Origin of the sequence: Novosphingobium oxfordense, assembly GCF_044029435.1 — a bacterium.
In the GTDB taxonomy this organism is placed as follows: Bacteria; Pseudomonadota; Alphaproteobacteria; order Sphingomonadales; family Sphingomonadaceae; genus Novosphingobium.
The window spans coordinates 2,582,529-2,596,898 of sequence record NZ_CP147005.1 but is presented as its reverse complement, the minus strand read 5'-3'; the positions used below and the strand labels follow the sequence as shown (position 1 = coordinate 2,596,898).

Genomic DNA, 14,370 nt, shown 5'->3' with positions numbered 1-14,370 from the left:
CCTATAATATCCCCGCGCCCAACGCTGCCGGGTGTAGCTAGGGTGGAGGCTATCTTGCGTATCTTATTTTACCTTCCGGTAGTGACCGAATACTGGTTCCGCACCATCGTCTTGCCCATGATCCGGACGGCAGCGAAAGAGGCGGAAGTCCATATCATTGCTCCGCCGGGGCCTTGGCGACTAACAGGCCTGACGGATGCCATGCTCAAAACTTGCCTGTATATGCCCGAGTTGCACTGGCATATCCTCGACGACGCGGACCATACCTCCTATCGCACGCGCCCGGCATCGCGGGACGACTTTGTGGACTTCGTTCGCCAGATCGACGCCGACTACACCTTCTGCCGCAGCGCCGATGTCGAGACGCCTGCGCGTTTTCCCGGTAAGGTCCGTTTCATCATGGAAGCGACCTTTATGCCGCTGGTCCCTGATCACATGCCGTTCCACGAATGGGTCATGATCCACGATGGACGTGGCCTTTATGATCACGGCATGCTGCCCGCTCTCACCGAGGCGCAGCACGTGCTGCTGCGTGAGCATATACGCCCCATCTGGGACAGCCTCGTCGCAAGCGGCGGCGATTGCCCGCTTGTGCGCGACACTTATCTGACCGCGGCAGGCCTGCCCACCGATCGGAAGATCATCGCCGTACCCCTGGAGTATGACGGGCCGGAAAACTTCTTCAACGTACTCCACGGCATCGGCATGACCAACGATAAGCTGGTCGCGGCCTTGGCCGAACAGATCGACGATGACAGCCTCCTCGCCATCACCGTCCATCCGATTCAGCAGCAGTACAATCCCACCGCCGTCCAGCGCATCGCCGACATGGACCCCGCCAAAGTCCGCATCGTACGAGGGCCGGGACGACGGAACCTGCTGACCAGTGGGCTGCTGCGCCATTGCGACGGTGCGATCGTTCAGGATTCCAAGTCGATCATCAACGCCGCTTTTTTCGAAAAACCGATCCTGCGCCTGTCGCGCTTTGCGACCGCAGACTGGCTTAATGTCTATGACGACACCACCAGCTTCCTCACGGATATCGCTGCAGGCACCGCCCGGGCGCCCAGCCGCGAGGATGCCATGACCTGGCTCGGCTACCATCACGCCAACAATGCGCTGGCAGCCAACGAATTACCCGATGAAGGGCTGAAGGCTCTGCTCGACCGTGTCGACCGCCCGGTAGATCCGGCTCGCTGGGAAGCCAATCTGGCACGCCACGCCGAAAGTTTTGTCGATTGGCTGACAAACGGATCGATGCCGGCCACCACGCAGGCCGCCGCCTGAGCGGCCGTCTGCGATGCAGCCGATCCTCAATTGCTCGACGACGCGCGGACGTTCATCACCGGCCTTCTGCCTGAACTTCGGGCCCGCCGCTATGACGTCACCGGGCTCCGCGAAGACCACGTCGGCGCCCCTGGCAACCTTGGTTTCTTCCGGTTTCCTGTCCGAAAACTGCCTGATTTCATAGAATTCCCGCATGCCGGAGGTTCCGGGGATAAGTTCGGTCCTTTCGATCGACTGAAGCGGAATGAAGATGCGGATGAAGTTGAGCGGCTCGGCAACGTCGCGGTGCCAGTTCTGATTTTGATACGGCGTTCTGCTCGGCTGGCTGATCCATGACTAGGCCCAGGTCAATGCAGCGCGCGGACCCAGCACCTCGCGGCAGAAATCGATCATCGGTTGGGAGAAACAGATTTCGAGGAAGTGCTCGTTCTCGAAAAGAACCTGCGGTTCCATGTAGAGGAACCGGCTATTGCTGTCTTTCGGCCGCCCGACATGCTGGAAATCGGCACGATGGGGCTCGTTGTACCGCTGCGGCCGATAAAGATCGGCGGCGAAGCGCTGCACCAGCGCGCTGTCCAGCAAGGCCGATTCAAAGTGAAGGTCGAGCTTGCCGAATTCGGACGCGCGTTCTGTCTTGCGGCGGCGAGAGGAGAAGGGCATGAAGAAGGATGAGCTCGATCTTTCCAAGACGCGCCACGCTGGCGGGGGGCGTTGGAACGGGTCTTGAACTACCAGATATAGTTGAACGCGTAATTGGCGCGGGCCAGATACCGCAGCCGCCTGAACGGCCCGTCGCGCCGCATGCCGTCGGCGACCTGGGCGCGGTAGGACTTGATGCCGCCTTCGGGTGCATCGTCCAGTCCGAGGAATTGAGCGCGGCCGAATTTAGGTATCACGAAAGGCCCCTCTCTACCGGACAGCCAGAAGGTTAATGCGTACTTTGTAGGTGAATTTCGTGGGCGGCGGTGGGCCGCCCGCGAAGATTTGGTGCTCAGCAGGGCAGGGGTGAAATCGCGCGGCGGTGGAGTGCGAATGGACTTTCGCGGTTCCGCAAAACGTCGCCTTCTTCAGTCCTGCCCGTTCTTCAGAATGCCCCGCACTCGGCCAGAATCTCGCCAACGTCGCGGCCCCGCGCCGCAAAGAGGCGGATGCGGGCTTCATTGGTCATCACGTCCCACGCGGCAGCCTCGACTTCGTCCCAGCGCGCGCGCGGAATGACGATCACGCCATCTTCGTCCGCAAAGACCACATCGTCGTTGCAAATCCGCACGCCGCCGATCGTGATCGGGCGGTTCATGGCGCGGACCGTGCCTTCGTACTTGATGTCGTTGCAGTGGGCGACGCGGGCATAGACGGGGAAGCCAAGCGCGCGCACATCGGCCGTATCCCTGGTGGTGCCGTCCACAATCGCGCCGACGGCACCGGAACGGATTGCCAGATTCGCGTTGAGATCGCCGAAATAGGCACGGTCCGGCCGGTCGGTGGCGACCATGATGACGTCGCCTGGGCGCACGAAGCGATAGGAATCGAGCGCGCTGTAGATGCCCTTCCAGTCATCAACGGGCGCGTTCGCGCCAAGGCCGCCGATCTCCAGCGTCTTCGCCCGGCCCAGCAGTTTGCCACCGCTCGTCGGGCGCAAGTTGGGCGGCAGGATCGCCGGTATCTTCTTGTCCTTGCAAATGTCGGCGAGCACGGTCGACGACAAGTGCGAGATCATCGCGCGGAACCGCGTCACTTCCGCGGTTCGCTGCCCGGCGGCGATCGTTTCGGCGATCGTCAGGTCCGATCCGCGATTGATGTCGATCTGTTCGATGGGATCGAGTTCGAACAGGATGGGCCGCGCGCCGAAGCGGCGCGTGGGCACGATGCCGGAGGCCGGCTTGCGCACGATGTAGAGGCTCATCGCCTCGATCACCGTGGCGGGAAGGTCGACGCTGTTGGGGATGCGGCCGGTGCCATAGGCGGGCGTCCCGCCATCCCAGCAGTATTGCTTGGCGCGTGTTGCGGCGACCAGGCTGTCCGCATCCGGATCTGCGAGAAGTGCGTCTATCGCGCGGGAAATGGTCGCGGCCGATACGAACGGCGCGGTGCACAGGATCTGGATCCAGATGTCCGCATCCGGGCGCTGGCTGCATTCCCAGGCGAACATTTCATGGCCGTCGGTGGCATTGCTGGCCAGCGTGGCAGGACGGGCCAGTCGGGTTACCGGCAGATCGGCGGCAAGGTCTGCCAGCGTGTCCGATTCCGTGTCCAGGCAGACTTCGGTAATCGCCGAGCAATCCAAGGCCTGTCGCAGCTTGCGCTTGAACAAATAGTCGCCGTCCAGCACGGCGACGTTTTTGTCGGGTATCCGCTCACTGTGACCTTTGGCGGGTACGAACGCTACGATCTTCATGGTTCAGCCTTGTGTGAGTTCATTGGTGCGCAGAACGCCGACGAGCTTCCCCGCGGCATCGACGACGGGCGCGACTTGCCAGGCTGCCGAGGTAGCGCTGCGGAGTAACAGGACATCGCCGACCGTCGCGTCGCTGGCGACCGTCTGGGGGGGGGCCTGCATGATCGCTTCGGCGCAGGCCGTGTGGATATCGTTGCCGGACTGGAAGTAACGGCGAACGTCCCCATCGACGATCAGGCCGAGAAGCCGGTCCTCCCGGTCAACGACGCAGGCCGCGCCTAATCGCTTGCTCGACATCACGGTGAGAAGATCAACGAGGGAGGTGGTGCGGCTGACCTTCGGCAGATCTTCCCCCTGGCGCATCAGGCTGGCCACCGGGATCATCTGGCGGCCGAGCAGGCCGGCGGGATGGTGCCGGAGGAAGTCTTCGCGGGTGAACCCGCGCATACGGCTAACCGCAACCGCCAGCGCATCGCCGACAGCAAGATGCAGCGTGGTGCTCGACGTCGGCGCCATGCCGATGTGGTCCGCCTCGCGCTCGACCTCGGCCGGAATGACATGGTCAACCGCCCGGCCAAGCGGCGAGTCCGCGCGGCCCAAGATGCCGATCAGCGAACAGCCGCGTGCCTTCAGCAGCGGCATGATCCGGACGATCTCTTCGGTCGCGCCGCTGTTCGACAGCAGGATCACGACGCTGTGCGATACGATCGCGCCAAGATCGCCGTGCGCCGCTTCGGCGGCGTTGACGTGCAAGGCGGCCGTGCCCAGGCTGGAAAACGTCGCCGCAAGTTTGGCGGCGACGTGCCCTGATTTGCCCACGCCCATCAGGATCACCGGCTGGTCCTGCCGTGCGATCAGCGTCACGGCGTCGGAAATGCCCGGCAGCGGATGGTGCAGGAAATCCGACAAGGCATTCCGCTCCGCCGCGATCACATCGCGGAACCAGGCGGCCGCGAGATCGGGCGAAGTCGGGGAAATGGCGGTTAGGGCATTCATGTGGTTGTCCTATACGGCCGTGGCGTCGAAATGGGTGAAGGCGCGGTGCCAGCGCGTGGGATCGACGGGACGATCCAGCCGCTCCAGAATGCCGGCGGCGGTGAGATCGGGATCGTTCGGATCCAGAACGCTGCTGGCGATGTGGAAGGCGAACCAGGTCTGCGCCAATTCGGGATTGGGACGGCGGGCTTTGCCGGCGGCGATGTCGGCCAGGAAGACTTTCAGATCGGAGTAGGCATTGAGCCATTCGCCGGTCTTGAACTTCGTACGGCGCAGTATTGGCGTCCCGAAGAAGGCCGCCATCGCATAGACCTTCGAATCGCCGACGATCATGCCGTCCGCAATGGAAGCCAGCATGGACGTGTTGTTTTCGCCGTTATGCGCTTCGCTGGGGAGTAGTCGCATCCGCGAGCCGTGTGACGCGATCTCTGCCTCAAGAGCACTGTTATCGACATGCTTCACATTCAGTGGGTGGTTGGTGATCGCCAGGAAGACGGAATCGTCGATGCTTTCGGCCAGTTCCGCGATCAGCGCGCGATTGGGCGCAGCGCCCACGCGATGGATCGGGAAGAAGTTTTCCTCATGCTCGTACTCAAGCGGAACGACCACGATCGGGCGGTCGGTGGGCAGGCTGGCCAGCCGAAGGAATTCCTCGCGGATTTGCGGCGTGGGGCGCGTAAGCTCCTGCATAGCGGTCCAGAGCGGCGCGATGAAGGCATCGAGTTCGCCCCGGCTATCGCCGTCGAAGTCCGGCAGCAGGCCGTGATCGAAAGGGTCTTCCTGCAGGATGACCCAATCGGGCGGCAGCGATAGCGGCGCCGCGCCGCCCTCCATCAGATGGCGGACGATCCCTGGAAATTCGCGGACGGTCGCGCAGTCCGCCGATCGACAGAAGACGTAGTCCGGCGCCAGCGACTTGACGAAATCGACGATCGCAGCGCGCTCGGTGGCGTCGGTCCGCATGGAGGGATGGCTGGCGTCATTGACGATATGCCATTGGACCTGTGGCAAATGCGCCATGGCCTCAAGCTCGCGCTGCCCGATGCCGGTGCCCTTCCACGGAACCGGGGCAAGGATGTGAACCTCGTGCTCATGGACCAGCCGGTTGATCAGGCTCTCGATTATATTGTCGAACCACCAAGGGGTGATCACCGGCAAGTAGAAGAGAATTTTCACGCAGCGCCCTCGCTTGCAGGTTTGAACAGAGATGCTGTCAGCATTTCCGGGGGCGAAATGCGGTCGCTATGCCGCATTATAGGATGAGGTTCTCGGACGCGGTCGCAGGTGGCAAAAATTGCCTAGTTGGGCGCCGGGAGGAAGGGCGCGCTGTACGGTTGAAAACCGCCATCGATGCGGTTCAGCCTGCCGCCCGGCTTGCACGGATGCGACAGCATCAGTTGACATGCTTGTGCGAAAGGAATGTCCAACCGAAGCGCGGGGCGCTCACGCCTTCCGAAGTGCCTGTGATACAAGGCTTCGGATGCAGAATGGAGGCCCGAGCCGGAATCGAACCGGCGTGCACGGATTTGCAGTCCGCTGCGTCACCACTCCGCCATCGGGCCATCCGGTGTGGAGGAGTGCGCCTCTAACGAGGGATTCGATCAGGCGCAACCGGGATTCACGTTTGCGGCGAATTTCATCGACAGCTTCGCCTGGGCGTGGGAACTTGTTACCCGGATCGGGATTTTGACGGAGGCCCGGATCGCGCCTCGATCTCCCGCCCATCCTCTCCCTCAATCCACGGAGCCAGGCCATGATTCTCGGAGCGGTTCTAGCCGGAGGGCGATCCAGCCGGTTCGGCAGAGACAAGGCCCTGGCAGAGCTGGATGGGCACAGTCTGCTGGCGCTTGCGGTCGATGCCCTGTCGGGCTGGTGCGAACACGTCGTGGTGACGGGGCGCGGGGAAGCGCCCGCGCCCACTTTGCCGGATTGGCCACAGGCGGGCATGGGGCCGCTTGGTGGTCTGGCGGCGGCCATGCGCTTCGCGCAGGATGAGGACTATGCCTGGGTGCTTTCGTGCGGAGTGGACGGCGGCTTGCTGCCCGACGACCTGCTTGAGCGGCTGGGGGCGGCACCGGCCTGTCTGGCCGCGCAGCCGATCATCGGGCTCTGGCCGGTTACCGCAACCGCCGATCTTGAAGCGCTGCTCCATCGCGACGAGGTTCATTCCATGAGGCGCTTTGCCGAACTGGTCGGCGCCCGCATGGTTGAGCTGCCGCTCCCCATCGCAAACATCAACACGCCGGAAGACCTTGCCGCTCTGGCGGCCCGGAAAGGATAAGGTCCCATGCGATGGTGTCCGGCCGGACGGCGTTTCCGGGCGGGCGGCCATGCCATCGCATGCGACCGCGCCCGAAACGACCCCTTCCAACATGCCTCAGGCCAAAACACTTTCGGCCGAGGCATGCGTCAGCGCGAGAGCGTTTCCGCCATGGGGGCCATGGGCCGCCCCACTGGAGGAATGTCGGCCGAAGGCATGGCCAGGCGATAGCCCCCGTTCGCCGACGTTTCGATGACGCCGGCAAGTCCCACGAAGGTCAGCTTGCGGCGCAGGCGGGACATGTGGACGGCCACGCTGTTGGTCTCAGGCACGAATCCCATGCGCCATACGTCGTAGATCAGCGTTTCCTTTCTCACCGTCTCGTTCAGCGAATCGGCAAGTCGCCAGATCAGGGCGAATTCCCGCGGATTGAGATTCAGCGGCTGGCCATCGCCAAAGGCTTCGCGGGCCAATAGGTCCAGCATGAGGCGGCCGATGCGCCGCCGGCGTGGCAGGCACTGTGCGAATTGGGCCAGACGGCTGGCGCGTGCGTCCAGCTCTTCCAGCTCTATGCCATCGGTGACCACGTCGCCGAAGCCGACATGGAGCAGCGACGTGCGTTCGCACGCCTGGCTGACGCCAGTCACCAGGACTGTCCGGCGACGGTCGGCAGGCAGGTCGCCCAGCAGCGACAGCCATTGCTGGGCATCGAGGCCCAGCACGTCGATCACGCCGATGCAATCGGCGGATGGCTGCTCATCAAGTTCGAGAATCCATCCACAACGCCGCAGATCGATTCGATCCGGGATGGATTGTTGCGTAAGCCACCGAAAACGTGGCGCGTGACATTCGCTCTTGCCCAGATAGGTCATTCCCCCCCCCTATTCCGCAAGGCTAAACGGTGATCCGGTGCCCCTATCCTGGGCGGATAAGGGCACTGGAACAATACCTATATTTTTACAGTACGAGACAATTCTAGTGGGGATTTTCCACCAAATTGGGCGATATGCGGCCTACTGCACGCAATTGTTGCCCCCTGTCAGGCTGCCGGCGTGTTGACCCCCATCGAGACAAGGTAGCGCTTGATGTTGCGCGCGGCCTGGCGGAGTCGCTGCTCGTTCTCCACCATGGCAATGCGCACGAAGCCTTCGCCGTCCTCGCCATAGCCGACGCCGGGAGCGACTGCGACCTCTGCATGGGTGAGCAGCTGCTTGGAAAACTCCAGGCTGCCCATTTCCTTCAGCGCGGGGGGCAGCGGAGCCCAGGCGAACATCGATGCCTTCGGGCTGGGAATGTCCCAACCGGCGCGGCCGAATGCCTCGACCATGACGTCGCGGCGCTTCTGATAGAGATTGCGGTTCTTCTCGACGATGTCTTGCGGGCCGTTCAGCGCGGCGCAGGCGGCCGCCTGGATCGGCGTGAAGGCGCCGTAGTCGAGGTAGGACTTCACGCGCTTCAGCGCGGCGATCAGCTTCGGGTTACCCACCGCGAAGCCGACGCGCCAGCCGGCCATCGAAAACGTCTTCGACATCGAGGTGAATTCCACCGCCACGTCCTTGGCCCCCGGCACTTCCAGGATCGACCGGGTCGGATTGCCGTCGAAATAGAGTTCCGAATAGGCAAGGTCGGACAGGATCCAGACCTTGTTCTCCTTCGCCCAGGCGACCAGACGTTCGTAGAAGGCCAGGTCCACCGTCTCGGCCGTGGGGTTCGAGGGGTAGTTGACGATCAGGATCGACGGGCGCGGCACCGTGAAGGCCATCGCGCGGTTCAGCGATTCCCAATAGCGCTCATCCGGCGTCGTCGGCACCGAGCGGATCGTGGCGCCGGCGATGATGAAGCCGAACGTGTGGATCGGGTAGCTGGGGTTGGGCGCCAAGACCACGTCGCCCGGCGCGGTGATCGCGGTGGCGAGGCTGGCAAGGCCTTCCTTCGAACCCATCGTCATCACCACTTCGGTCTCGGGATCGAGATCGACGTTGAAGCGGCGGCCATAGTAATTGGCCTGGGCCTTGCGGATGCCGGGAATGCCCGAGGATGCCGAATAGCCGTGGGCGTCTTCCTTGCGGGCCACTTCGCACAGCTTGTCGATCACGTGCGCGGGCGGCGGCAGGTCCGGGTTGCCCATGCCGAGGTCGATGATGTCCTTGCCCGCCTGGCGTGCCGCGTGACGCATCGCGTTGACTTCGGCGATAACGTAGGGCGGCAGGCGCTTGATGCGGTAGAACTCGTCTTCCATGACCTCTGTGAATCCATAAAACACACGGCGAAAAGTGCCGCGCCGTTCCCTGTAGGGGAATAAAGCCCCCGCGCAAATGGGGCTTGCGCAATCGTGTGATGGGAAATCGGGGAGACGCGCAAGTTTTTGTCCGGTTGGCGAGCGGCAGGGCAGTCGATAGGAATGGAGGCGAGGGGATTCGCAACGGATCCGTCCGCGCATTCGGAGTTCGACCGCACATGGCGACCGACGCCACCGACCTGATGGCCCGACTTTTCAAGGATCATGCAAGCCAGGTGACCGGCCTGTTCGGCGGGCTGGTGCCCAAGGAAGGCACGCCCGAGGCTGAGGGCGCCGTGCATTGGGCAGAGATCGCCACCCGCATGCATTCGATCTGGACCGATTTCCAGGTGGAGCAGATCGGCAAGGCGAAGGACGGGCAGGCGCACTGGTCCGACCCGCTGAAATGGATCGCCACCGCCGAATCCGTGGTGCGCCAGCTTCCGCTGTCCGATCCCGAAGTGCAGCAGCGGCTGTGGAACGATGCGGCCGGGCTGATCAATGGCGTGCTGGCCCAGTACGGCCTTGGTCCCGACGCGCGTGAGGAAGGCGTGGCGGAGGCAGACCCTGCGCTGCCACGGTCGGACGGCCGCTTTGCCGATGCCGAATGGCGCCGCCAGCCGTTTTTCGCAGTGCTCCACCAGCTGTACCTGATGCTGGCCGAGCAAGTGGTCGGCATGGCCGAGCAGACGGAGGGCCTCGAGCCTGCCCGCAAGGCGCAGCTGGTCTTTGCCACCCGCGCCATCGTCGACGGGCTGAGCCCCGCCAACTTCCCGATGACCAATCCGGTCGCGCTGGAGGCGGCGCGCCGGTCGCAGGGCGAAACCCTGATCCGCGGGTTCGAGAATCTGCTGGACGACATGCGCAAGGGCCAGCTCACCCACGTCCGCCCCGGCGCCTTCGTGCTGGGCGAGAACATCGCGGTGACGCCGGGCAAGGTGGTGTTCGAAACGCCGCTCTACCAGCTGATCCAGTACACGCCGACCACCGACAAAGTGCTGAAGACGCCGCTGCTGATCTTCCCGCCGTGGATCAACCGCTTCTACATCCTGGATCTCAACGCCAAGAAGAGCTTCGTGCGCTGGGCGGTGGAGCAGGGCGTGACGGTGTTCATGGTCTCGTGGAAGTCGGCCGATGCCACGATGGCGGACCTGACCTGGGACGATTACATCGCCGCGCAGATCGAGGCGGTGGACATGGTGCGCGATCGGTTGGGCGTGCCTTCGGTCCACACCATCGGCTATTGCGTGGCCGGCACCACGCTGGCGGCCATGCTGGCGGTACTGGCGCGCAAGGGGGAGGGCGACAAGGTCGCCAGCGCCACCTTCTTCACCGCGCAAGTCGATTTCGAAGATGCAGGCGACCTCAAGACCTTCGTGGACGACCAGCAGATCGAGACGATCGGCAAGCTTTCGCCAGAGGGCTATCTCGACGGGCGCTACCTGGCCGCGACCTTCAATATCCTGCGCGGGAACGACCTGATCTGGAGCACGGTCGAGAAGAACTACCTGATGGGCGAGCAGTATCCCGCCTTCGACCTGCTGCACTGGAACGGCGACGTCACCAACCTGCCGGCCAAGTGGCATCGCAGCTATCTACGCGATCTCTATCGCGACAACCGGCTGGTGGTGGCGGATTCGCTGCATGCCTGCGGCGTGCCGATCGACCTGCATCGGATCGCCACGCCCGCCTATATCCAGGCCGGGCGGGAGGATCATATCGCTCCGCCCGATAGCGTGTGGAAGCTGACCCACTATCTGGCCGGCCCGTGGACTTTCGTCTTGGCCGGATCCGGCCACATCGCCGGTGTCGTCAATCCGCCATCGGCGAACAAGTACCAGTACTGGACCAACCCGGCGACGGCCGACACGCTGGAAGACTTCGTGGATGGGGCGGAAGCGCATCAGGGTAGCTGGTGGCCGCACTGGGTGGGCTGGCTGCGCGGGCTGGACGAAACCGAAGTACCCGCGCGCGGCAAGCGCCGTCCGGGCGGGCGGGGCGACAAGGTGATCGAGGACGCGCCCGGCCGCTACGTCATGACGCGCTGAGGGCAAAGCGGGGCAGGGCAAGTTTCCGCGCGGCGGGACAAGTTTCCGTCAACGCTTCGCCCCGCGCCGTTACCGGTATATCGAAGTTGCCGGCGCAATCTCTTTCGAGATCTGGCGGTTAAAGCGCAGCCGGCTGCGGCCCTGAGGGCTTGTCGGGGAGATGGACCGCACCCTTCGGGAGCCTTCGCCAGGTTGATCCGTTTCCGGTGCAATCCCGGTATGCACCGGACTTTCAGCAGCTTACGTGTGGGGCAACGACCCAATGCGCCTTCCCCGAACCCGCGACCGGCTATCCCGCCGGAGCCTTCTCGCGCCCTTATGTTGCAGTGCAACATTTTTGTGGCGCGGTGCAGCAAAGCCCGATTGACTTCGCTGCCGGGAATACATATTGTGCAACGCAGCAAAAGAATTTCACGAATCGCAGGAATTTCCAAGTCGCAGTTACGGAGAGCCTGACGGGTTGGCGGATCGCCCTTGCGATCCTGCGGCGCGAATGGCTCGAATATCGCCTATCGGTACGATTCTCGCCAGGAACGCAGGAACAGTCAGATGGCCGGCAACGAAGACAAGGACGACGCGCTCGCCGAAAAGGCCTATGCGGCGGCGGCTGAAAATACACCCGTGGTAAGCAAGACTGAATCGGACAAAGTTGCGCCTGCGAAGGGCGTGGCGGCGAAATCCGGAACCGGCAAACCGGCCCCGCTGGCCAAGCCTGCGGCACCGATTGTCGCAGAAGCGAAGGCGGCGCCAGCAGTGGCAAAGCCGGTGCCCAAGCCGGTCGTTGAGCCAGAGCCGGCCGCGAAGGTGGAGGCTGATAGTAAGCCTCAGCCGGTGACTGCTGCTTCGGTTCCGCCGAAGCCGGCTACGACTCCGGTGACTGCGGCTTCGCCGACGACGGCAGCGGTTCCCGCGAAGCCTTTGGCGCCGAAAGTGGCAGCCAAGCCCGCGCCCAAGCTGAAGGCGCCCGCCGGGCCGAAGCCCAAGGTTGCCGCCAAGACCGCGGTAGCGCCCAAGGCGGCCTTGAAGGCGAAAGCGCCCGCAACGGCCGCTGCAAAGGTCGCGGCTGCAAAGATTGCCAAGCCGGTTGCCCCGAAAGCGGCGGCGAAGGTCAAGATCATTACCAAGCCGGCCCTTACCAATCCGGCGATTGCCAATCCGACAGGCGCTGCGCGCGTGCCCGTCGATATCAAGCCGGCCCTTGCGGCCGGAATCCCGGGCACGGCGAAAGCCGCTCCCGCCAGCGCTGCAAAGTCAGGCCCCGCACCGAAGACGGGCGCCGCAAATACTAGTTTCGCAGGACTGATATCCAACTTCATGCTCGAGGATACGACGATGGACATGAGCGCTAATTTCTCTGCTTTCCAGGATGCCGTGACTGAAGCCCAGGCCAAGGCCAAGGCCGCTTTCGAAAAGAGCTCGGGCCTGTTCGGCGAACTGGGCGACTTCACCAAGGGCAACGTTGAAGCCGTGGTGGAATCGGGCAAGATCCTGGCCGAAGGCCTTCAGGGCATCGGTTCGGAACTGGTTGCCGAAGGTCGCACCTCGTTCGCGACGATGACCGGCGACATCAAGGAACTGGCTGCCGTCAAGTCGCCGACCGACTTCTTCAAGCTGCAGGGCGATATCCTGCGCAAGAACTTCGACACTGCCGTCGCCTACGGCTCGAAGAACAGCGAAACCTTCCTGAAGCTGTTCAGCGACGTGGCCGCCCCGATCTCGGGCCGCGTCAGCGTTGCCATGGAAAAGGCGCGCCACGTAGCCGTCTGATTTTTCGCCGGCGCGCGCTTGCGGGCGCCGGCGGACCTTTCCGGGCAGTCCTAATCGACGTCGATCCATCGGCCGGATGGCACCGCCCATCCGGCCGAAGTCCGGCCTTCGGCCGATACCGGATCGACAATGTTCGATGCAGACCTTGTTTCCCGGGGGGGCGATACGATATTCTCCACCCATGTACTCCCCCGATTTCGATTCCTTTCCGAGCCTTCCTGCGTCCTCGCGTGGCGTGTTGATCCGCGCGGATGCTCATGGCAGCCCGAAATCGGGCCTTACGGTTGGCGGCCCTGAATCCGCTGGCCCTGAAACCGCAGGCCCTGACTCAGGCGGGCCGGATTCGGATGGGCACGATACCGATGGCGGCGAACAGGTCGGCATCGCTACCAAGACCCGTGCCAAGCCCAAGAAGCCCAGCCAGTTCAAAGTGCTGATGCTCAACGACGACTATACCCCGATGGAATTCGTGGTGATGGTCCTCAAGCGCTTCTTCCACATGGACCTGGAGCAGGCGACGCGCGTGATGCTTCACGTCCACCAGAAGGGCGTGGGCGTCTGCGGTATCTTCCCTTACGAGATTGCCGAAACCAAGGTGAACCAGGTGATGGACTTCGCCCGGCAGAACCAGCACCCGCTCCAGTGCACGCTGGAAAAGGCCTGATTCGCGGCCATTGACCGAAGCGCTTTGTCAAAGCGCTTCCTGCGTAGCCCCCTCAGTCGGCCGTGCTCTGCCTTTCGGTATGAACCGCTGCGGCCGTGTCTTCGAAATGGCAGGATAGCGCGCGGAACAGGGCGGCCATGATCGCGGCGCCGCGCGAATTGGCCACCGCTTCCGAATCGACCGCGATGCCGTCCTGCACGATCCGTGCGGATTCGACGCTGGGCTGCAGCGTATCGACAATGACCAGTGCTCCCTGCGGCAGCAGCAGCCGCGCAGCCTGTTCATCCTCTCCCTTGCGCACATGCGCGGCGACCTGGGCGGCGAGTTCGTTCCAGAGCGGCTCGTCGATGCCGCGCCCTGCCTGTCCGAACACCACCAGAGCTTCCAGCGCGAGCACGCCGGCCTGCGCCCGCTCGGCGAATTCCGCGCGCTGTGCGAAGCGTTCCAGATCGCGCGCGAAATCGGTATTTGCGGATCCCAGCATATTGCGGTCACGCATGAAGAAGGCACGGGTATCGAAGTGTTCGGGCGGCATGGTTGGGGGAATCCATGTTCGAAGGGGAGGGGGCGCCCTCGTTCGCGAAAGCTTCGCGGGGGGTGGGGCATGCGCTGCCCGCTCTTCGGAACTTGGCCCTTGCGCGCAATCGTGAAACGGCACCGTTTAACGGTGAAATC

14 protein-coding genes and 1 tRNA gene are annotated in these 14,370 nt (G+C 63.5%); 6 read left to right on the top strand and 9 right to left on the bottom strand.

All coding sequences use genetic code 11. The annotated features are described in order from the left end of the window. The first annotated feature begins 81 nt into the window (after positions 1-81). Both WBP07_RS12025 and WBP07_RS12020 read left to right on the top strand, forming a co-directional pair. A complete protein-coding gene (locus tag WBP07_RS12025; protein WP_395391280.1) occupies positions 82-1,287 on the top strand; it encodes a hypothetical protein in 1,206 nt (401 codons plus the stop codon). Between the two features lie 30 nt (positions 1,288-1,317). Beyond that, entirely contained in the window at positions 1,318-1,623 is a 306-nt protein-coding gene (locus WBP07_RS12020; RefSeq protein ID WP_395391279.1) for a hypothetical protein, read from the top strand. On the opposite strand, the gene WBP07_RS12015 is transcribed toward WBP07_RS12020, so the two are convergent. The 6 genes from WBP07_RS12015 to WBP07_RS11990 all read right to left on the bottom strand — a co-directional run bounded on the left by WBP07_RS12015 (position 1,624) and on the right by WBP07_RS11990 (position 6,240). Then, positions 1,624-1,869 carry a hypothetical protein gene (locus tag WBP07_RS12015; RefSeq protein ID WP_395391278.1) on the bottom strand — a complete coding sequence of 82 codons (246 nt, stop codon included), beginning with the start codon at positions 1,867-1,869 and terminating at the stop codon, positions 1,624-1,626. A gap of 146 nt (positions 1,870-2,015) precedes the next feature. After that, entirely contained in the window at positions 2,016-2,183 is a 168-nt protein-coding gene (locus WBP07_RS12010) for a hypothetical protein (protein ID WP_395391277.1), read from the bottom strand. Between the two features lie 188 nt (positions 2,184-2,371). After that, positions 2,372-3,682, bottom strand: a complete 1,311-nt coding sequence (locus WBP07_RS12005) for a cytidylyltransferase domain-containing protein (protein ID WP_395391276.1) — start codon at positions 3,680-3,682, stop codon at positions 2,372-2,374. A gap of 3 nt (positions 3,683-3,685) precedes the next feature. Beyond that, a complete protein-coding gene (locus tag WBP07_RS12000; RefSeq protein ID WP_395391275.1) occupies positions 3,686-4,591 on the bottom strand; it encodes an SIS domain-containing protein in 906 nt (301 codons plus the stop codon). 96 nt (positions 4,592-4,687) lie between these two features. Beyond that, complete coding sequence (locus WBP07_RS11995; RefSeq protein ID WP_395391274.1) at positions 4,688-5,854, bottom strand: hypothetical protein; 1,167 nt, start codon at positions 5,852-5,854, stop codon at positions 4,688-4,690. A 312-nt stretch (positions 5,855-6,166) separates the two neighbouring features. Further along, a tRNA-Cys gene (locus WBP07_RS11990) sits at positions 6,167-6,240 on the bottom strand. 191 nt (positions 6,241-6,431) lie between these two features. On the opposite strand from WBP07_RS11990, the gene WBP07_RS11985 reads away from it, so the two are divergent. After that, on the top strand, positions 6,432-6,959 hold the full coding sequence (locus WBP07_RS11985; RefSeq protein ID WP_395391273.1) for a molybdenum cofactor guanylyltransferase: 528 nt from the start codon (positions 6,432-6,434) through the stop codon (positions 6,957-6,959). Between the two features lie 128 nt (positions 6,960-7,087). On the opposite strand, the gene WBP07_RS11980 is transcribed toward WBP07_RS11985, so the two are convergent. Beyond that, a complete protein-coding gene (locus tag WBP07_RS11980; RefSeq protein WP_395391272.1) occupies positions 7,088-7,669 on the bottom strand; it encodes a DNA-binding response regulator in 582 nt (193 codons plus the stop codon). 308 nt (positions 7,670-7,977) lie between these two features. Continuing rightward, the gene (locus WBP07_RS11975) at positions 7,978-9,177 is read right to left on the bottom strand and encodes an LL-diaminopimelate aminotransferase (RefSeq protein ID WP_395391271.1); all 1,200 of its coding nucleotides are present in this window, start codon (positions 9,175-9,177) and stop codon (positions 7,978-7,980) included. Between the two features lie 218 nt (positions 9,178-9,395). Here WBP07_RS11975 and WBP07_RS11970 point away from each other — a divergent pair, with 218 nt between their 5' ends. From WBP07_RS11970 to clpS, 3 genes are all read left to right on the top strand, one after another. After that, positions 9,396-11,264 carry a PHA/PHB synthase family protein gene (locus tag WBP07_RS11970; RefSeq protein ID WP_395391270.1) on the top strand — a complete coding sequence of 623 codons (1,869 nt, stop codon included), beginning with the start codon at positions 9,396-9,398 and terminating at the stop codon, positions 11,262-11,264. 549 nt (positions 11,265-11,813) lie between these two features. Then, on the top strand, positions 11,814-13,031 hold the full coding sequence (locus tag WBP07_RS11965; protein ID WP_395391269.1) for a phasin family protein: 1,218 nt from the start codon (positions 11,814-11,816) through the stop codon (positions 13,029-13,031). Positions 13,032-13,413: 382 nt separating this feature from the next. After that, positions 13,414-13,695: an ATP-dependent Clp protease adapter ClpS gene (gene clpS, locus WBP07_RS11960; RefSeq protein ID WP_132389544.1), complete on the top strand. Its 282-nt coding sequence runs from the start codon at positions 13,414-13,416 to the stop codon at positions 13,693-13,695. Positions 13,696-13,747: 52 nt separating this feature from the next. Here clpS and WBP07_RS11955 read toward each other — a convergent pair whose 3' ends face one another. Next, positions 13,748-14,230 carry a hypothetical protein gene (locus WBP07_RS11955; RefSeq protein ID WP_395391268.1) on the bottom strand — a complete coding sequence of 161 codons (483 nt, stop codon included), beginning with the start codon at positions 14,228-14,230 and terminating at the stop codon, positions 13,748-13,750. Between the last annotated feature and the right edge of the window lie 140 nt (positions 14,231-14,370).